9 protein-coding genes are annotated in these 15,130 nt (G+C 55.1%); all 9 read right to left on the bottom strand.

Features of this window, described 5'->3' with window-relative positions; genetic code table 11:
- Positions 1-66: 66 nt before the first annotated feature.
- Positions 67-831, bottom strand: coding sequence for an AMP-binding protein (locus C1N58_RS21015; RefSeq protein WP_394564954.1), 765 nt, complete (start codon positions 829-831; stop codon positions 67-69).
- Positions 828-1,829 (bottom strand): hypothetical protein, encoded by a 1,002-nt coding sequence (locus tag C1N58_RS21010; RefSeq protein WP_394564953.1) that lies wholly within the window; start codon positions 1,827-1,829, stop codon positions 828-830. Before C1N58_RS21010 ends, C1N58_RS21015 begins: the two co-directional genes overlap by 4 nt.
- 241 nt (positions 1,830-2,070) lie before the next feature.
- Complete coding sequence (locus C1N58_RS21005; protein ID WP_394564952.1) at positions 2,071-2,592, bottom strand: MFS transporter; 522 nt, start codon at positions 2,590-2,592, stop codon at positions 2,071-2,073.
- On the bottom strand, positions 2,589-3,437 hold the full coding sequence (locus C1N58_RS21000; RefSeq protein ID WP_394564951.1) for a nucleotidyltransferase domain-containing protein: 849 nt from the start codon (positions 3,435-3,437) through the stop codon (positions 2,589-2,591). The genes C1N58_RS21005 and C1N58_RS21000 overlap by 4 nt, the downstream gene beginning before the upstream one ends.
- Positions 3,424-3,849 (bottom strand): carboxymuconolactone decarboxylase family protein, encoded by a 426-nt coding sequence (locus tag C1N58_RS20995; RefSeq protein ID WP_394564950.1) that lies wholly within the window; start codon positions 3,847-3,849, stop codon positions 3,424-3,426. The genes C1N58_RS21000 and C1N58_RS20995 overlap by 14 nt, the downstream gene beginning before the upstream one ends.
- Positions 3,850-4,036: 187 nt before the next feature.
- The gene (locus C1N58_RS20990) at positions 4,037-7,222 is read right to left on the bottom strand and encodes a non-ribosomal peptide synthetase (RefSeq protein WP_394564977.1); all 3,186 of its coding nucleotides are present in this window, start codon (positions 7,220-7,222) and stop codon (positions 4,037-4,039) included.
- A complete protein-coding gene (locus C1N58_RS20985; RefSeq protein ID WP_394564949.1) occupies positions 7,108-10,149 on the bottom strand; it encodes a non-ribosomal peptide synthetase in 3,042 nt (1,013 codons plus the stop codon). Before C1N58_RS20985 ends, C1N58_RS20990 begins: the two co-directional genes overlap by 115 nt.
- Positions 10,146-14,120 carry an amino acid adenylation domain-containing protein gene (locus C1N58_RS20980; protein WP_394564948.1) on the bottom strand — a complete coding sequence of 1,325 codons (3,975 nt, stop codon included), beginning with the start codon at positions 14,118-14,120 and terminating at the stop codon, positions 10,146-10,148. The genes C1N58_RS20985 and C1N58_RS20980 overlap by 4 nt, the downstream gene beginning before the upstream one ends.
- On the bottom strand, positions 14,111-15,130 hold the full coding sequence (locus C1N58_RS20975; protein ID WP_394564947.1) for an AMP-binding protein: 1,020 nt from the start codon (positions 15,128-15,130) through the stop codon (positions 14,111-14,113). Before C1N58_RS20975 ends, C1N58_RS20980 begins: the two co-directional genes overlap by 10 nt.

The raw sequence follows: 15,130 nt of genomic DNA, 5'->3' as shown, positions 1-15,130 counted from the left end.
TAGGTACCCAGCCGACCGTAGCACGACTCTGCGCAATCTGACGGGGAAAACGACCCAGATCGTCTTCTACCCAGGCGTTGGCCAGATGGATTTGTTTCGCCGCGCAGCAGACAGGCAAAATACCAAAAATGCCACTGAACCGACGTGTTCCATAGGCATCCAGTTCAGGAAAACATCCTGATCCGTAAAATTATTCATCTGTGCGCTTCCTGCTGCCATTGCGAGCAGCGCACGGACACTCTGAGTTACCAGCTTGGGTTGTCCGGTAGAGCCTGACGTAGGGAAAATGATGGCTAAATCGTTCCCTCGTGCTGCCGTCAGAGGCAACTCATGACTGGCAGGCAGTGCGCGCAACATCGCAGCGTCAATAACAGGCATCTGTGCCTGTGGCATGTTTTGCTGAAGCAAACGAAAATGTGCCAGATCGCGACCCGCGCCAATCATTGCCGCAGGACGAATTAACTTCAGGGCTGCCAGTGCCTGTGTTAAAGCTTGCTCATCCTCCGGCCAAGGTTGTCCAGCGGCAATCGGCACCGCAACAGCACCGAGCAACAAACATCCCCAGAGAGAAAGCACAAAATCTGCCGGACAGATCAGACGTAACAAAACCCGTTCCCCTGGCTTTATTCCCGCTTCTGCCAGCGCATGACTGGCGGCGATAGCCTGAGGATAAAAGTCTGCGTATCGCCAGAACGTTCGTGCCCCTTCGGCATTCAAGGTTTCAATCCCATTATCCGCATGATGTGCTGCAAGCAGGAGTGCGTCTTGTAGCGAGTCTAGCGACCATAAACTATGCTGTGGTGATGCACCGAGGGACAATGCCAGGGTCATAAAAGATCCTCCAGAAGAAGAACATTGCCAGTCACTGGCGAGGAAAAATGCTGTCTCAACCACAGCAATGCTTGACGGTTGGGCAAAATCAGCTTGCACTGGTCTGCGTCAAATGCGTACTCATCCACCGGCAGCCGCCATTCACGTTTCCATGTAAAATCCACGCCGTTTTCGGGTGCAAGCGTGATGTGACGAAAGCGCTGATCTGCACTGAGGCATTCCGCTTCAGACAGAGGCTGATGGATGGTTTGCCGAGCTCCTCTGGCAAACATGGCATTGCGATCAAACTGCAACCCGTAAGGTGCAAAATTTAACCCTGCCGACCGGGCATTGAGTAGCAGTCGTGCAGCCTGAATAACGGGAATTTCACTAAAAGCAATGCAGCGGCGTTCTCCTAATATGTAGGGAGGAAGTTCACCTGTCAGCGTTCCGCGTCGCAGGATGCTCAGCAGCTCAGACAACGGCGAATTTTCCGCACCAGGTTTCATCCACCACACCAGCTTTTCGCTCAAATCGCTGCGCAACCAGTTAATCATTTGCCTGCTCCTCCAGCGTTGAACGTCGTGTTTTCCCCAGCCAGTAAGGCAATTCAACCCACAACAAAACGGCAGCAAATAGCGCGCAGAAAACCCAGCCTGTCGCGACCAGCCAACCCGGTCAGAAAGCGCACCACCCGCAACAATAGCCAGCACCATCCCGAGCGTGGAGACCGATAACGCACTGGATGAAACCGCCGCCATCGCCGTCTGAGGGCATTGAACAATCATATTTTTCTGGCAGAAGGTGAAAGCGATCTCGAAGAGGAACAGATAGAGTGTATAGCCGGTCAGACTCAGCCAGACCACCGGCGTCAATAGTGAGAACTGCATCAGCACAATGCTCAGTAACGCAATAAGCCACGGCTGATTACGCCAGCTTTGGTTTTCACCCTGCATCAGCAAAGCCACCACTAACGCACCAAAAAAGAAACTGGCACTGGCAATGGCCTGAAGCAACATGACGCCCTCTTCCCCAGCCCCAGCAGATTGATAGGCAGCAGGGTCCGAGCAACATTATGAAATCCCTGCAAAAGTGCCGTGGTCAGAATTACCCAGACAAATTGCCGACGCAGTTGGGGTTGCTGCCGTAATGCATCGAATGCCGGGCGCAACGCGTTGCCACTGCTAGCCGGCGCAGCGCTTTCCATTTCTCGATTACGTAGCCATAGCAGAAAATACAGAGTGCCTGAAACCACAAAAGTCAGACTGTCAATGAATGCCACCCAACCAATGAGACTTTTTCTACTAATACAGCGCCAAGTAAGGAACCGACGGCAATACCAATGAAAGTGCCGGTGCCGAACAACGAAGCGGCGCGCCCAAGTAAAGGCGCAGGAACACTGCCTTTCAACGCGACCACACGGGCCGCTTTGCTCAGGCTTTCTACCAACCCTCGTAAAGCAAGCAGTACAAATATCAACCATAAATGCTGATAGCTCAGGCCAATTGCCAGCGACACCAAGCCCCCCAGCCACTCACTTCCTGCCGCCAGTCTGGCAGCAGGAATGCGTTGCAAAAGGCGACTGACCAGCGGTGCGGAAAATATAATAGCTCCCCACTGCACGGCGAAAACTGCCGATGCCAGGAAATTACTGCCAGTGATCCGCCAGACATACACCGACAGCGAAAGCATCAGCAAAAAATTCCCCACCGTGCTGATCAAAACGGCTGACCAGATGATTTGCAGACTTTTATTACGCAGTGTTTCAGTCAGATTGCTCATTGCGCGGCCTCCCCGGCCGGGGCGAGATGGTAATCATTGGGATCAAGGTGATGCTCAGTCATCACACGCTTCAATTGCTTTTCTATCCACGGGCAGAATTCAGCAAGCAACTGCTGCTGACCGACAAGGTCATCATCCGGCGAAATGGCCCAGACCATTGCCTGGTGACACAGACCGGCCTGGTGGGGGTAATGAATGCTAAATACCTGACAACAAAGTGCAAGATCCCTCGTGTAGCAATGCTGTTGTTCCATCGTCAACTCGAACGCAGCACGTACTACAGCCTTCATCATCCATTCACACAAAAGCTGCGGCTTTGCCTGCCACTCAGGCTGGTTCAAACGCCGTTGATATTCAGCGACCCGTTGAGCTAACCACAACGCTTCTCCCATGATGGAAACGCCGGGGCGATAAGGCGCCAGCTGGCGTGCATAGTCGACCCCGTAAAGCAGCAGCGATTGAGTTTTAATAAAAAATGGCCATACCCCCAAGTAATTACCCAGCACGTCGTGTTCATGACAGGTGGTGAATTCCAGCTCTGTCAGACCGGGGAGTAATGTGCGTAATTCCGTGGCTAAAGCAGCTTCTATGATCAACGGTTCTGTCGGACACGCATCATCAAGGACGGCAAAGGCATCCAGATCGGACAGATGCGGGACAAACGTGCCGCGCGCCACGGAACCTCGCAGATAAACAGCCCGCAACCCGGACGGAAAAGCACGCTGGAACGCCCCGACCAACCTCTGACCAAATGCAGCCGGAAAATGGCTGGGTGAGGTATCATTGATAATGTATCCGTGCTCATCCAGCGGAAAGAAGCGACCATGTGTCTCAGCGTGTGTCATTTTTTCGCGTCTCCTGAGTGACAGTATCGAGTTTGCCGAAAGTCGCGATCACAGTCTGCATCGCTTCAATCGCCGCTGGCCAGCCGTTAAATAACGCCGTGAGTTCAACAGCGTTCAGAACTTGTTCCCGCTGCCAACCCTGCCTTAACGCCGCACCGATACAAAACTCCAGCAGTGCGGCAGGCGTACCCGCCGCGCAGGCCAGTACTAACGACAACAGGACGCGGGTTTTCTCATCGACAGCCTGTCCCGTTACAAAATGATCGCCCAGTTCCTGCAAAAAATGTTGCTTAAACTGAGGGGCATGCAGACGCATCCCGTGCAGAAGCCCATGCGGGTTACCCATCGGCAATGCCAAAGATTCAATAGTCTGCATTCCACGCATCAGGCGATCCGGCTGAGTGTTGCTCATGAGTTATTCCTTTGTGTCTGAACGGGAGTACGGCGTTCGCGAACCTGAGCCAGCGCAGCGCGGCGTTTGTTGGCATGCGTATTGATTTCAGAGAGCCCTTGTGGCCCGGTTATCTTTTGATCAAGGGATCGACCCAGCGCCCTGATGTTAGGGTTCGCAAACAGATCAACGACCGCCAGAGGACGGCCTAAGGCCCGGAGATCCGCTCGCTGGCCTGTACCATCATCAATGAATTAGCACCCATCTCGAAAAAGTTGGTATCACAATCGGGCAGCACGTTTAATTCAAGCAACTGTTTCCAGACTTCAGCGATAACCTGTTCATCAGAAGTGAGCGGTTCGACTTTTCCTCGTGATTGCTGCGGAATTTGCTGGGGTAAACGACGGCGATCCACCTTGCCGCTGGCCGTTAACGGCAGTTCGGGCAAAAGCGTGAAGCTTGACGGCACCATGTAAGCAGGCAGTTTTGCAATCATCGCCTGTTTAAGGGTATCGAGCCTTACCGCACCCGGTGAACTTTCCGCAATCCAGGCCGCCAGCACCGGGTTACGTTCATCACCAATAACATTAACTGCGCAATGGCGTATTTCCGGCAGTTGCCCCAGACAGGCATCAATTTCACCCAGTTCTATACGGTTACCGCGCAATTTAACCTGAAAATCCATCCGGCCAAGGAAGGTCAGCACACCGTCATTGTTCCAGCGTCCGAGGTCACCGCTGCGGTAGAATCGTCGGCGTTCGCCATCGGGTAAGGTGCGCCAGACAAACGCTTCAGAGGCATGTTGCCCAAAATACCCGTCTGACAAACCTGGTCCGGCGATGCAAATTTCGCCCACGGCCCCCTCTGGCAAAACCACCCCTTGCTCATCCATAACCAGCAATTGCGTATTGGGATTGGCAATACCTAGTGGCACGGTCAGGGCCTGCTCATCGGCGTGGGTCGCAACATGCGTGGCGCTGGTCATGGTGGCTTCGGTAGGCCCGTACTGATTGATCAGGATAAGCTGCTGACCAAAAGCACGCCGGGCATGAGTGAGATCGTCACCGCGCAGTCGTTCGCCGTTAAGCATGAGTACCCGTAGCGCGCCAGGAGCGGGGTTTTCTGCCAGCAATGCACGCAGTAACGTTGGAACCATCGACAGCACATGGCTGACGCGATGTTCGGCCATCAGGCTAAGAATACGTGCAGGATGCATTGCCGTATCATCATCAGGCAAAATGGCGGCAGCACCACAGGCAAGGGTGGCGAACAGATCGCGCACAGCGGGATCGAAACTGAAAGACGTGAGTTGTAGCACACGGTCGCCCGCCCCCAGCGCAAGACGGCGGATCAGGAACACCAAGTCGTGCGCCACGCCGCCGTGCCTGATTGGCACGCCTTTCGGTATACCGGTAGAACCCGAGGTGTACATCAGATAACAGCACATCTGCGCATCAATTTTCCGGTTGACCGGCGTGTCAGGCTGTCCTCCAGCAAGTAATGCAAGGCAATGCTCATCAATATGCAGCGCAGGTTGTGCCTGATCACGTACCAAAGATTGCCGTTCTGCCGGCCACTGCGGATCGACAGGCAGATACATCCCCCCTGCTTTAAGTACGCCATAAAGCACCGCAATACGGGCGGCACTGCGTGGCAAACACACGGAAACACAGTCACCCGAGGACACACCTGCGGCGATGAGGCCATGTGCCAGCCGGTTGGCCCACGCATCAAGTTGCGTGTAGCTGAGGCTGCCCTCAGGCCCTATGACCGCCGTCGCCTGTGGCGTACGCTGAACCTGTTGCTCGAATAGCCCATGCAATGTGCCCGTGGTATTGAGCGAGAGATCGGTATGACACAACCTTTCCTGCTGGTCAGCAAAATCTTCTGCAGATAGCAGGCTCAGTTTGCCCGTAGCTTCATGTGGTGTTGCAAGCATGGCGATGAGAAGCCGCTGCCAGGCCAGCGCCAGCCGGGCCATTGTGTCTTTGCCATACAAAGAGTTGCGATAAGCGAGATAACCCCTGAAGTTCTCGTCCTGCGGTTGGAAATGAACGTTAAGATCATATTTTGCCTGCTGCGACAACGCAGGACAGGCTGTTACATTTATCCCCTCAAGCTCCAGTCTGCTCAGACTGGCCGGATCTTCCACCACCTGAATCTGGAATAAAGGGGACTGGTGTGCATTTCGTACCGGGTTGACGGCATCAACAATCTCTTCAAAAGGAAGTTCGGCAGCACTCATGGCCTGGTCAAAGGATGACGCCACCCGCCGGACTATCTCTTCTACTGACAGGGCGCTATCGCACTGCACCCGCAACGGGAGGTTATTGAGCAATGGGCCGATGACTCGGGCACTGTCAGGATCATCACGCAATGCAACCGGTACGCCCAGAATCAGATCATCCTGCCGGCTGTATCGCTGCAACAAAATAAACCAACTGCTTAACATCACTATAAACGGCGTGACGTTCCATTGGCGCGCCTGTTGCTTGACGCGTTGCCATTGTTGTGGCGTCAGATTCAGTGTTTGGATCCCGGCCTCACGCCCCGGATATTGTCCTTCTGCGCCATCCGCCGGAAACATTGACGTTTGCGGCGCATCCGCCAGCCAGCGTTTCCAGTGCTCGCGTAACCCAGGATAATTGACCTCACGCAGGCTGATTAACCCGGAAAACTGGGGCGCCGGCTCTGCAGGCAGTGCGTTGTGCCATGCCGCCTGTAAATCCTCCATCAGCACTGGAAATGACAACCCGTCAGCGGCAATATGATGCAGGTTTACCAGCAGGTAGTGCCGTTTTTGTGCCGTATGCACTAGCGCAAAACGGATAAAACGATCCTTTGCCAGATCGACAGGTTCCGCATGAAACCGCTGACGGAACGCCTGGAAATCCTCTTCGTAAACATCGTACTCTTCCAGTGCTATCGGACCATCCTGTGGCGAGACAGAGTAACGAGGCCCGTGCTGATCCTCAATTAACCGACTGCCCAGGATTTCATGCCTCGCGACCACTGCGGCCAGTGCCCTCTGCAACCGGGAACTGTCCAGAACGCCCTCCAGTTGCCAAGCGGCACACATGGAATAATCGCTGCCCGCCCCACCGAGACGCCAAAGGAACCATAACCTTTGCTGCATCGCGGAAAGAGGATGTTGCGCATGGGGATCACGGGTGTTCAACGTCGCCGGTAAAAGTTGCTCTACGGGCAAACAGGCCAGTGCGTCGGCAAAATCGGCAAGACGCGGCTTTTGCAACAGCAGGCCGGTGCGCGCAGGCCGGTTTAGACGACGACGGACTTCACGCACCATTTCCATCGCCAGCAGAGAATGCCCGCCAAGCGCAAAAAAGTCGGCATCACGATCCTCAACCGCACAGCCCAGTAATGATTGCCAAATCTCAGCCACTTCCTGCTCCAGTCCCGGCTGTAATTCCCCTCCGGTGAAACATATTGGCCCGCAGGCAGAGTCTGCGGTAACGCGTTACGGTCAATTTTCCCACTGCGAGTCAGTGGCATATCATCCAGCAGCACGTAACGTGTTGGCATCTGATAATGTGCCAGCCGCTGACTGAGAGCATCTCGCAAGCTCCGCTCCGTCAAACCGGGTTGGGTACTGCAATAAAAAGCGACAAGAATGGCGTGACCATGGGTATCGTCACGTAAGGCAACGGCTGTTTTATCCACTAGGGCTGTGGCGAGTAATGCGGCTTCGATTTCTTCAATCTCAATACGATAACCATTGAGCTTAATCTGGCGATCACTGCGGCCTAAATAGTAAAAATTGCCATCTTCGCGCAATTGAGCGCGGTCGCCGGTTAAATAACGCCGTTGATTGATGCCGCATCCCGCGGGCAAAAACTGCCGTACTGTGATATCAGGCCGTTGGTGATAGCCCAGACCAACGCCATCTCCGTCTATCATCAGTTCACCAATGGTGCCCGGCGGCAGGGGTTGCCCGTGAAGATCGACTACCGAAAGAACAGCCCCCGGAACAGGCCGCCCGATGGGGACAGGGTTATCCCGAGCGTCCAGAGGATGAGTCAGCCGGTGCCAGGCCACCACATCGGCGCACTCTGTCGGACCATAACTGTTGATGAAATGGCATGGCGTTGGTCGTTTTTGTTGCCACTGGCGAAGCGGTGCCAGCAGGATCGGTTCCCCTCCGAGCACTACGTACCGCAGGGAGTCCAGTGCGACATAATCCCGTTCTCTGGACTCTTGCAGCAGGGAGATAAACGCGGTAGGCGTGCAGTTAATGACGGTGGCACGGAACTGCGTCAGAGCCGCCAGAATGGCTTGGGGATCAAACTGCTCCATCACTGGGAAAAGAACCTGCCCGCCACACATCAGGGGGGCAAAAAGATTTTTTTGCGTTAAGTCGAAAGACGTATTGCTGATTAGTAGTGCACGCATCGGCTCTTCCTGCGAAACCACCTGCACATACCAGTCCAGCAGCCGCGACACCCCGCCGTGATGCACAATCGCTGCTTTAGGCGTTCCCGTTGAACCGGAGGTAAATATCAACCAGGCAGGGTCTGCTGGTGAAGGAGAGCACAGCTCCCAACTCTCAGCGCACTCTCCCGCTGGCAGAGACTGAGGATCAATCACAAGCACTAGTCCGGCATCCGCAATCATGCCCTGCAATCGCGCCGGAGGTTGTTGATTATCGAGCGGCACATAGGCGCACCCAGCGGCCAGGACACCTAAAGTCGCGGCCAGCGACTGCGGTCCGGCAGGCAGACAAATCCCTACGCTGGAGCCAGGACGAATTCCCTCCGCACACAGCCATTCCACTATTCGGCCGACTCTTGCCCAAAGTTGTGCATAAGACCAGCATTGATCTCCCTGCGCGACGGCGATGTCCTGTGGCGTGCGCCTGACCTGGCGCTCAATGCGCGCCAGCATGCCTTCCGGTGCTGGCGGCAGCACCGGTAATCCGGCATCCGGCCAGAGACGGGTTGCCTGAAGCGGCGTGTCGGGCGCTTCTGCCGTTTGTTGCAAAAGGCGCAGGTAGGCCTCGCCCATTCGGCTCACTTCCTGAGACGTTAAGGCCCCCTTACGGAATTCGAACAGGCACTGCGGCTTTTTACCCGGAATGACGGTAAGCATCAAATCAAACTTGGGTTGCCGGGGCTGATAACGAATCAGACTGATATCAATGCCGGGCAAGGCAAAGCTGTCCGTCAGATCACTTTCAAGGCTGAACATAATATTACTGACAGCATTCGGGTGCCGGGACATCAGCCCCTGATATGAGGCGTGACTGTGAAGCAGACTTTCCTGCGTCTGCTCCGCCAGCGCCTGCACAAGTGAATACAACGTTTGTTCGGGTTTCATGCGCGCACGGCTGAAAAGCGTATTGACCAGAAACCCCACACGCGCGGTATCCTGGACGTCATTGCGGTTAGCATAAGGGGTTTGGAAGACGGTGTCGTTTTTCCCATACAGTTTACTGAGCAGCAGATGGAAAACCGCATTCAGCCAGTGGTGCAGGCTAATACCGCTCTGGCCAGATAAATCAGAAAGGCGCGCCCACAGCGCGTCGTCAATGGGAAATACCCGATGTTCAGCCTGCGATGGCTCACGTCCGGCTGACGCGAACAAAATGGGTTCGGGTGCATCTTGCAGGCAGTCATCCCACCAGGCATCAGCGTCGTGAGTCCTGGCGGCACGACGATATAAAGGCAGTTTTTTTTCCGCCGGTGCCTGCCCCTGATAGCGCTGAGCCAGTCTGCCAAGCACTATTCCTAGGCTCCAGCCATCAATCGCCGTATGATGGAAAACCATCAGCAACAGATGACAATTTTCGCTCTGCCGCAGTAATTGTACGCGCAGCGGTGCCTCTTGTGCTAAATCAAAAGCCGGAGCAGCCAGCGCATTCAGCCACTCCTGCGGCGTACCTACGGGCGCTGGTTGTAATATAATCTCCGCAGGTCCCTTAGCAAGGCGCTGGTATAAGCCTTGATCGGTTTCTGCCAGACGGGTACGCAGTACCGGGTGCGACGCGATTTCTTCATGCAAACTCCGGCAAAGCAATGCCGTATCCAGTGGCCCGGTGAGTTGCAACCCCAGTGCCAGATGATAGGCATCACCGCCCTGTTGCTGTTGCCACAACCAAAGCCGGGTTTGTCCTTCGCCGGCAGGCACACCATCACCTTCGCCGGTCAACAGTTGTAACAATCCCGTTTTATGCAACTGCAACCGGTTTTTCAGTTCTTGATTCATTATCCCTTTCGGCGCCCGGACACGTAACTGTTCCCCAGCCAGTTCTAAGGATACTCCCATCGCCGTTAACTGCTCATAGAGCGCAATTATCTGGTTCATAATGCAATTTCCTCAAGATCATCACGAGATGCGTTCTGTTGCAAATAGGTATTCAGGGCATCCGCCTGTTCCCCAAGCACCCGGTGATTGAGCAGCAAAGCGACTGGGATCTCGACATCAAAGAGATTATTTAACCGCTGACGGAGTTGCACGGCGAGTAGGGAATTCCCCCCGAGACTGACGAAATGCGCCTCTCGGCTCTGAGGGCGCTGCCCCAAAACCTGATGCCACAAATCCGCCAGTTGATGTTCATCCTCACGCAACAAAGGCTGCGATGCGGCGTCTACTGCCACGGGCTGCGGTAATGCACGGCGGTCAATTTTACCATTTGGTGTCTGTGGGAATGTATCCATCGCCAGCCAGGCCGAAGGCACCATCCATTCTGGCAGTGACTGCAAAAGGTGGCGACGTAACGATACAACACCTGGATCGCGCCCTGCGGGGATATACCACGCGGATAACTGCTTCTGTCCGGCGGGATTATCGATCACATCGACGACGACTTCGCGCAGACCCGGCGCACGTAGCATGCAGCGTTCAACCTCGCCGATTTCGATACGATAGCCGTGCAGCTTTATCTGATGATCCAGACGCCCCAGGTAAATCAGACGCCCGTCAGGCAGACGGCGGACGCGATCACCGGTCCGGTAAGCGCGGGTTTCAAGATGGCTCAGCGCTACAGGCAACATAAAGGCTGCAGCATTTAGTTCGGGCCTTTGCAAATAACCTTGCGACAGCTTCTCGCCAGCCAGCCACAACTCTCCCGGCATGTTTTCCGCAACGGGCTGCTGGAATTTGTCCAACACATAAGCCCGGGTGCCGGATAACGGAGTTCCAATCGTTTCTTCGCCGCCAAGATATCTCTGCGCACAGGTGGAATAAACGGTGTCTTCAGTCGGCCCATATAAATCCAGTAACCTTTGGAGCGATACGCGTCTCAGCAGGCGGTCAACCAAGGACTGGCGGAAAGGTTCACCTGCCACCAGCGCCACCCGAACGCCCTCAGGGAAAGCATTAGCCTGAAGCAGGGCTTCAACAGCAGAAGGGACAGTGTTCACCAGCGAAACATCCACCGGATGTACGGCCAGATCGAGGATGCGCTCAATTATAACGCAGCAGGTACCCAGACACAGCGGCACAAAAATTTCAAACACCGACAGGTCAAAGCAGACGGATGTTGATGCGAGTACTCGCTCCCGCTCCTCATCACTCAGGCAGCCTTGTGCCCAGTCAAGAAGCGCGGCGATATTGGCATGTGTGACCTGGACCCCTTTCGGTCTGCCGGTAGAGCCGGAGGTGTACAAAACATAGGCGATAGTGTCAGGCTTTGCCGCAGCCAGACGCCCTATGACTTCCGGCATTAACTCTTCCGGTGTGATGACCTGATGGTCTGGGAATCTTGCAGATTCGCGCGTCATCACGATACGACACTGGCTGTCTTCCATCATCATCGCAAGACGTTCTGCTGGGTAGCTGAGATCCATGGGCACATAGCAGGCTCCTGCAGCATGGATCGCCAGCATGGCCGCAGGCAGGTGACGATCGCGCGCCATGGCCAGGCCAATACGCTCGCCCGGCTGAACATTCTGCTTATGCAGCAGCGCCGAGTATCCTTCAGCCAGCGTCAGTAAATCCCGGTAAGAACAATCGCCGTTACGGTCTTCAACAGCTATCTTCTCAGGATGTTTCTCTGCCTGCTGGCAGAAACGGGTCACCACATCCTCCCGGCGCAAATCAGGCACGGCAGGCCTGCAGAGCAGTCCTAATGCTGCCTGCTCATGTGCCGGCAGATACCCTAACCGGTTAATTTCAGTATCCGGCTGACGTAAAGCCTCACTCAGCCACTGTTGCAAATGCCCTAATAACCGTTGTGCCGTGGCAATATCACAGCGAGTAGGATCAAATTCCAGCTCCAGCACAATCTGTTGCGGTGAAGGGAAAACCAGCAGTGAAAATGTGCTTTGCGCTGCCGCTGCGGGAATGAAACGCGGGGCATTCGGCATTTCGTTTTGGCAGGCGAATACAGCATGATAAAGGCTGTTCCGACGCGGCTGATGCTCACGTACTTGCTCAAGCAGCGAAAGGTACGGCAGAAAACGATGACGCAGCAGCAAATGCGTTTTTGCCGTGACCTGTTGTAGCAAGGTATTGAGGGTCGTCTCTTCATCCAACTGCAATGGCAATGGCAGCATGTTGACCGCGTTACTTACCCATCGCGTCTGCCGGGGTGTACGTACTGAAACCGGCACACCCAGCGTGATATGCGTTTCGCCACTGTAGCGTGCAAGTAATGCGGCAAATCCGCTGGCGAGTAGAACATGCAGCGTCGTTTCCGTCAGTCTCGTATGGTGTTTAAGCGCCTGAGTGTCAGACGGAGGCAAGATTTGGCGTACGCTGGCCATCGCCGCCGGTTGCGGCGGTACAGGCAGATTAAATTCTATTTGCTCAGGTGCCATGACCAGCGACGCCAGCCAGCCAGCATCGGCTTTTTGATTGCAGACAGCGCTGGCGTGAGAGGCGCCCAGCATGACTGGCAACGGGGTAGCCCCGGTCGTGCAATGCTCTCCGGAGACCACCCTAGCCAAATCCTCTAACAACGTCTGGGCTGCCATGTGGTCAATAACCAGATGATGAACCGCCAATGCCAGTTGACTGCCCTTTCCCTCTGAGGACAGCAGCGCACAACGCCACGGTGCGGTCACCGCCAAATCGAACGGTTGTGAACGGAAATTCATCAGCCATGCCGTGAGTTGCGCCAGTGTCCAGTCAGAGACATCCACACATTCCAACATCACACTGACGCCGGTGCTCCACCCAGTTTGTGTCAGCGTTGCCGCGAGCTGAGGATGGGTAATGGTCAGTGTATCCAGTGAACGTTGCACGTGTTGTGAGTTAACGCCGTCAGGAAGATCGACTATGGTCGCCAAATTGTAGAATGCGGTGTCAGGATTGGCCTGCTGGTGCAACCAAATCGCCTGCTGCCAAGGTGTGACTTCTGACATCTCCGACGCCTGCTCTTCGTGGACTTCCGGGGCTTGCTCCGCCAGCCCGGAAACAGGCTGCGCCTGAAGTTGCTGATCAATCGCGTCCAGAGTCAGATCGTCGAGTAACCATTCCAGCGGAATTGATCTGTTCAGTTTTTGTTCCAGAGAGGCGTGCAATTCAAGCCTTTGTAGCGAATCAATCCCCAGCGCGCTCAGCGTATGTTGTGGACGGACGCTGAGTCCTTTGGCCTCCAGCAACGTGAAAAGTGCCGAATCACGGGCCATTGAGGATGTTGCGCGGTGTGAGGTCCCGATCGCAGTAATTTGTCCCGCTTGCCACTGGCTGCACATAAAGCGCCGGCGCAGTTTGCCGCTTGACGTTTTTGCTACCGTGCCGGGTTTAACAGCGACCAGATGCGCCAGCGTCAGACCATGTTGCAGGGCAACGGCGCTGCGGGTTTGTTCCAGCGCCCGCTCAAAGTCAAAGTGGCGTATGGCACTGCGTCTGATTTCCTGAACGACCACCAGTTCGTCACCCGCCATAAATGCGACACCGCTGTCGCGGACAAACTCAGGGCAGGCACGTTGCACTGTGTGCTCAATGTCTTGCGGATAGTGGTTACGGCCACGGACAATTAGCACCTCTTTTAAGCGTCCGGTCACATACAACTGACCCTCATAGAGAAATCCCAGATCGCCGGTACGCAGGTAGCATTTGCCCGGGTCTTGCTTCAAAGAAGCCCACAGCGTTGCGTTGGCTTCAGGCGCATTCCAATACCCTTGCGTAACACTGTCACCCGATAGCCAGATTTCACCTACCTGCCCGTCTGCACAGTGAGTAAGGGCACGCGGATCGGCGACAATTACCTGCATTTCTCCCCAGAGTTGTCCGCTGCTCACCAGCGTAACGCCTGTACCCTCCTGACTGGCCTTCGCCATACCGACACTGAGCGCTTCACTGTCAATAAGTAACGTTGTCAGAGGCACCCCGCACGATCTCCGGAAACGAACAGCGTCGCCTCCGCCAGGCCATAGCAGGGATACATGGCCTCAGGCTGCAAGCCATAAGGGGCATAGGCGGCCTGAAAACGCGCCACGGTTTCGCTGCGGATGGGCTCCGCGCCGTTGTAGGCCACCGACCAGCGTGAAAGATCTAAACCTTCACGCTCTTCTTCGCTGACCTTATCTACACAGAGCGCATAGGCAAAATCCGGCCCCCCGGTGCAGGTCACCCCCGCCTCAGAAATAAGCTTTAGCCAGCGCAGCGGTTTTTGTAAAAATGCCATCGGCGGCATCAGCCAGCAGCTCACGCCCAGATACAGCGGTTGCATGACGTTGCCGATAAGCCCCATGTCATGAAACAGAGGCAGCCAGCTTGCAAAAACCGTATGGTCCCCATTACCCATCCCCTGACGGATGGCCCGCTGGTTGCTCATCAGGTTAGCATGCGTGACGATTACGCCTTTCGGATCGCCGGTAGAACCGGAGGAGTATTGCAGAAATGCGATATCTTCCCCCGTCAGTGCCGTCTCCTGCCACTCAATTTTTTCTACAGACAACGCATCTTCCAGGCAGAGCATCGTAAACGCTTCGCCTTCACTTTCTCGCTGAACTTCCGCCAGGGTTTCCTGATTGGTCAGAATTGTGGTGGCCTGACTGCTGGCAATTAGTTTTTGCAGGCGGTCCGTTTTCGACCGGTTGGTCCCTGGAGGATATGCAGAGACAGCAATCGCTCCCGCGTATAAACAGCCGAAAAATGCCAAGATAAAGTCAGTTCCTGGTTTGAACTGGAGCAGTACCGGCCGCTTATTCAGTCCCTGATCGCGCAGCATCTGCGCAACCTGACGCGACTGTCTGTCCAGTTGCGCATAGCTCAGGGTCGTCGTAACGCTTTCCCCATCCGGCAAATAATGGAAAGCGACAGTTTCCGGGCGCTTTTGCGCCCAGTATTGAATCACATGATGAAAACAGACGAGATGTTCTACCGGAGAAACCAT

The organism is Pantoea sp. SGAir0180, from assembly GCF_043546245.1.
Note: the sequence above shows the minus strand (reverse complement) of the source record. Positions and strands in the feature narration are given on the sequence as shown.

Excerpts from the sequence above, each read along its gene's own strand:
- C1N58_RS21015 (WP_394564954.1), bottom strand. The coding sequence starts at position 831 with ATGACCCTGGCATTGTCCCTCGGTGCATCACCACAGCATAGTTTATGG.
- C1N58_RS21010 (WP_394564953.1), bottom strand. The coding sequence starts at position 1,829 with ATGTTGCTTCAGGCCATTGCCAGTGCCAGTTTCTTTTTTGGTGCGTTA.
- C1N58_RS21005 (WP_394564952.1), bottom strand. The coding sequence starts at position 2,592 with ATGAGCAATCTGACTGAAACACTGCGTAATAAAAGTCTGCAAATCATC.
- C1N58_RS21000 (WP_394564951.1), bottom strand. The coding sequence starts at position 3,437 with ATGACACACGCTGAGACACATGGTCGCTTCTTTCCGCTGGATGAGCAC.
- C1N58_RS20995 (WP_394564950.1), bottom strand. The coding sequence starts at position 3,849 with ATGAGCAACACTCAGCCGGATCGCCTGATGCGTGGAATGCAGACTATT.
- C1N58_RS20985 (WP_394564949.1), bottom strand. The coding sequence starts at position 10,149 with ATGAACCAGATAATTGCGCTCTATGAGCAGTTAACGGCGATGGGAGTA.
- C1N58_RS20975 (WP_394564947.1), bottom strand. The coding sequence starts at position 15,130 with ATGGTTTCTCCGGTAGAACATCTCGTCTGTTTTCATCATGTGATTCAA.